At 58.7% G+C, this 4,040-nt stretch carries 3 protein-coding genes; all 3 read left to right on the forward strand.

Annotation, left to right across the window (positions count from 1 at the left end; translation table 11 throughout):
* Positions 1–760, forward strand: a 760-nt coding sequence (locus EOA24_RS29550) for an amidohydrolase family protein (RefSeq protein WP_133374668.1), incomplete at its 5' end; no start/stop codon positions are given.
* The gene (locus EOA24_RS29555; protein WP_127410362.1) at positions 757–1,860 is read left to right on the forward strand and encodes an amidohydrolase family protein; all 1,104 of its coding nucleotides are present in this window, start codon (positions 757–759) and stop codon (positions 1,858–1,860) included. The genes EOA24_RS29550 and EOA24_RS29555, both read left to right, overlap by 4 nt.
* Before the next feature lie 377 nt (positions 1,861–2,237).
* The coding region (locus EOA24_RS29560; protein ID WP_133374669.1) for an ABC transporter ATP-binding protein at positions 2,238–4,040 on the forward strand (1,803 nt) is incomplete at its 3' end.

A 4,040-nucleotide genomic window follows, 5' to 3' on the forward strand; every position in this document is an offset into this window, starting at 1 on the left:
AGTCTGCACCGCTACCAACAAATGGTTGGCGCGGGAGTGGCTCGACGCTGAACCTCGTTTGCGCGGTTCGATCGTGGTGGGCTCGCAGCTTCCCGATCGGGCTGCGGAGGAAATCCATAGGTGTGCCTCCGACAAAAGGTTCGTTCAGATCCTGCTGCTGGCCGGCAACGAAATGCTTCTTGGTCGCAGCCATTACTGGCCGATCTATGAAGCGGCGCAAAAGCATGGCCTGCCTGTCGGTATCCATGCCGGGACCATGTATCGTTATCCCACGGCGAGCGGCGGTATGGGATGGCCGTCGACCTACCTGCAGGACTATGCCAGCGGAACTCACATTTTCGCGGCGCAGCTCCAGAGCCTGATCATGGAGGGTGTGTTTGCCAAGTTTCCTGATCTCACCTTCGTGATGATCGAGGCGGGCATCAGTTGGGTGCCCAGTTTCATCTGGAAAAGCAAGAAGGACTGGCATGGCACCCGCGGCGAGGTCCCGTGGGTGAAGCGCTCCCCTGCGGTGGAAATCCGGGATCGTGTCCGGTTTACAATCCAGCCATTCGATACGTCACCGGATCCGGTGCACGTGGAGAAGCTGATAGAGCATCTCGGCAGCGAAGACATGCTGCTCTTCTCATCCGACTACCCGCATTGGCAGTTCGACGGAGATGATCCGATGCCGCTCGGTTTTCCAGCACGGCTTCGCCAGAAGATCGCGCAGGAGAACCCCCTGCGGACTTACCCGCGGCTGAAGGAGACGGTGCAATGACCGACACGAGAGCCAGCCCGAAGCAGTCGGTGCGCTCCACATCTTCGCCAGGTATTGCCGATTGCGATATCCATCCGGCCCTCAAAGGCCGCTATGGCCTCTATCCGTATATGTCGAAGCGATGGCGCGACCATCTCGATCAGTATGGAGAGTTGGGATTGGAGGCGTTTGCCAGCGGCTACAACTATGACGGATACAATCCAATGTCGTGCCGTCGTGACGCCTGGCCGGATGGCGGGCTGCCCGGTTCGGACCTGGCGCTCATGAGGAAGCAGCACCTCGATCCCAACAATGTTGTCTTCGGCGTGCTCCAACCCATGGTAGGGCTGCCCAATGGCGGGCGCAATCTCGATCTCAGCAACGCGTTGTCGACAGCGATCAACGATTGGCAGATCGCCGAGTTCGTCGAGCCGGAGGACCGGCTGAGGGCCTCCGTTGTGGTCGTTCCGGACGATGCCGCTGCCGCAGTCGCAGAAATCGAAAAGCGGGCTCTGGATGCGCGATTTGTCCAGGTGGAGATATTTGCGGGGACGACCGAGCCACTGGGGCACCGGCGCTATAGGCCGATCCTGGAAGCCGCGGCTCATCATGGCTTTCCGATCGGCATGCACATCGGAGGCCGAGCCGGTGCACGGACTGCCAGCGGCTGGCCATCCTACTACTGTGAGGACCATTTGGACCTCACCTTCGCTGCGCAGTCGCAGATTATGAGTCTCATTCTTGAGGGCGTCTTCGATCAGTTGCCATCTCTCAAGGCGGTCATCGTCGAGTGCGGCTGTACCTGGTCGATCGGACTTGGACACCGGCTGGACATGTTGTGGCGGCGCATCGGCTCGGAGGTGCCGACCCTGAAACACCCGCCTTCCCACTATCTTCGCAAGCATTTTTACTTCTCTACACAACCGATGGAAGAACCGGACAACCCCGAGGATCTCAACTACCTGTTTGATCAAATCGGCTGGGACAGGCTGATGTACGCAAGCGACTATCCCCACTGGGACTTCGATGATCCGCGCTACGCCTTCAAGGCGCGGATATCCGAGGAACACAAGGCGATGTTGTTTCGGGAAAACGCAAGAAACGTTTACCGGATCCTGTAACGCGAACAGCCGATAGTCAGCACGCGCATAACGCGCCAGGCATTGCGCAAGATAGAGCAGGGTAGCCGCTTCAAAGTGGCCCACAGGAAGGATTTCGATGGCTGGGCAACCGACGGCACAACGGACTTTTCGCGACCAGAGGTGTTGTCGTGTTTCACAGATTCGAGGCTTGAGGGATTCGAGAAAGCGAACTGCGTGGCGGATACGGACCTATCTGTGCGGTTCGATAAAATGTTTGTTGAAGTAGCTCAACAAAGCGGAAGATTTCTGGGCCAGAACCTCGTCCGGTCTTCAGCTAAATTGGTTGTAGGTCTTGGAGTGGTCTCGTGGACCTGGTAGATTTGTACAAGCCTGTGTCAAGAGTGCGTGAACACGGGATGACCCAGCCAGTCCTTTCGGTTTCGCAGTTGGTGACCTCCTTCCGTGTCGGAGGGCGCTGGGCGCCCGTGGTGGCCGGCATATCCTTTGAGATCGGCGCAAGAGAGACAGTCGCCGTCGTGGGCGAATCCGGCTCGGGAAAGAGCGTGACGGCGCTCTCGATCATGCGGCTCAACTCACCAGCTTCGACCCAGGTCGAAGGGTCGATCAAACTTGGCGGGCAGGAGTTGCTCACGCTCTCGGAAGCCGAAATGCGTCGCATCCGCGGCAACGATATTGCCATGATTTTTCAGGAGCCGATGACCTCGCTGAACCCGGTACTCACAATCGGGTTCCAAATAGCCGAATCGCTGATTCTGCACCGCGGCCTTTCGCGATCCGAGGCTGAGTTGGAAACGATTAGGCTGTTGGAAAAGGTGTGTATCCCGGCGGCGAAGTCGCGCTTCCACGAATATCCACACCACTTTTCGGGGGGCATGCGCCAACGCGTGATGATCGCGATGGCGTTGGCCGGCAAGCCAAAGCTGCTGATTGCTGACGAGCCGACGACGGCGCTGGACGTCACGATTCAGGCGCAAATCCTGGAACTGATCAAGGAGTTGCAGAAAGAGGAGGGCATGTCCGTCCTCTTCATCACGCACGACATGGGCGTCGTCGCCGAGATCGCCGACCGTACGGTGGTCATGTATAATGGTCAGGTGGTCGAGGCTGCCTCGACCGATGACATCTTCAGACGCCCCAAACATCCCTACACGCGATCACTGCTTTCAGCCGTTCCAAAGCTCGGCTCGATGAAGGGGCGCCGGAGGCCAATGCGTTTCCCGATCGTCGATCGCACGACTGGCCAATCCGACGTGCCGGCCGAGGTACCGGACACTGTTAAGGAGGCTGAGCGCCCGGTGCTTGAGGTTGCCGGCTTGACGAAGCGCTTCGAAATTCGGTCGGGTATGTTTTCTTCGGTCAAGGGCCGGGTCTACGCGGTCGAGAATGTATCCTTCAGCGTCAAGAGTGGCGAAACCTTGGCACTGGTCGGCGAGTCAGGCTGTGGTAAATCGACGACAGGCCGGACGGTGATGCGGCTGACTGAGCCCCTCTCAGGCTCGATTTTGCTCGACGGCGTTGACCTTGTCAAACTTGGCCAATCCGAGTTGCGCAAGCAGCGCAATCGCATGCAGATGATCTTCCAGGATCCGTTCGCATCGCTCAATCCGCGCATGGATATCGGCACGGCGATCAGCGAACCGCTGCTGATCAATAGTCTCGCCAGCCGTTCGGAAGCACGCGATAAGGTCACCGACCTTCTGCAGCGAGTGGGTCTTTCGCCTGACATGGTCAATCGCTTTCCCCATGAATTCTCGGGTGGCCAGCGCCAGCGCATCTGTATTGCGCGTGCGCTTGCACTCGAGCCGCGCCTCATTATGGCGGACGAAGCCGTCTCGGCGCTGGATGTTTCTGTGAAGGCGCAGGTCATCAACCTTATGCTGGATCTTCAGGCCCGTATGGGCCTTGCGTATCTCTTCATTTCGCATGACATGGCGGTGGTCGAGCGCGTTAGCCACCGCGTGGCTGTGATGTATCTCGGCGAAATCGTCGAGATCGGCCCGCGCGAGGCCATTTTTCAGAATCCGCAGCATCCGTACACCAAACGGTTACTCGCGGCAGTGCCGATCGCCGATCCGGCACGGCGCCTGCAGAAACGGCCGGTTTCAAACGACGAAATCAAGAGTCCGGTCCGGCCTGCAGACTACGTCCCACCTGTGCGCCAGTATCGTGAAGTCTCGCCTGGCCACGCAGTCATGATT

The organism is Mesorhizobium sp. M2A.F.Ca.ET.039.01.1.1 (genome assembly GCF_003998035.1).
GTDB lineage: Bacteria > Pseudomonadota > Alphaproteobacteria > Rhizobiales > Rhizobiaceae > Mesorhizobium.